The organism is Paraburkholderia sp. SIMBA_053 (genome assembly GCF_046534895.1).
In the GTDB taxonomy this organism is placed as follows: Bacteria; Pseudomonadota; Gammaproteobacteria; order Burkholderiales; family Burkholderiaceae; genus Paraburkholderia; species Paraburkholderia caledonica.
This window is the reverse complement of sequence record NZ_JAWRXU010000881.1, coordinates 1-264: the sequence shown is the minus strand read 5'-3', so window position 1 is coordinate 264 and position 264 is coordinate 1. Positions and strand designations below refer to the sequence as shown.

Here is a 264-nt window from a genome sequence, read left to right as displayed (position 1 = left end):
AACTGGGGCTGGTTGCGGAGGTTCATGCTGCAGCGTGGTCCAGCGGACCCTTGACCAATAGTCAATAAGGCGGACGTTTGTAGTATTTATGCATTCTCTGGCCCCAGGATGGGTCTGCCATTGATGGCCAATCATCCGCGTCGAAAGCAGGTGCATCCTTGATTTCCTGGGCGCTCATATCGAGACGGAAACACTCGTTGTCGACATCAAAGGTTAATGCGCTCCACGGAATGGCACGTAACATAAAACCGGCGCCCAAGAATT

Annotated in this window: 1 pseudogene; it reads right to left on the bottom strand. The window is 52.7% G+C overall.

Going from position 1 to position 264, the window contains the following annotated elements:
- Window positions 1-61 precede the first annotated feature (61 nt).
- Window positions 62-264 (bottom strand): annotated as a pseudogene (locus SB753_RS38135) (PRC-barrel domain containing protein); the annotation flags it as partial.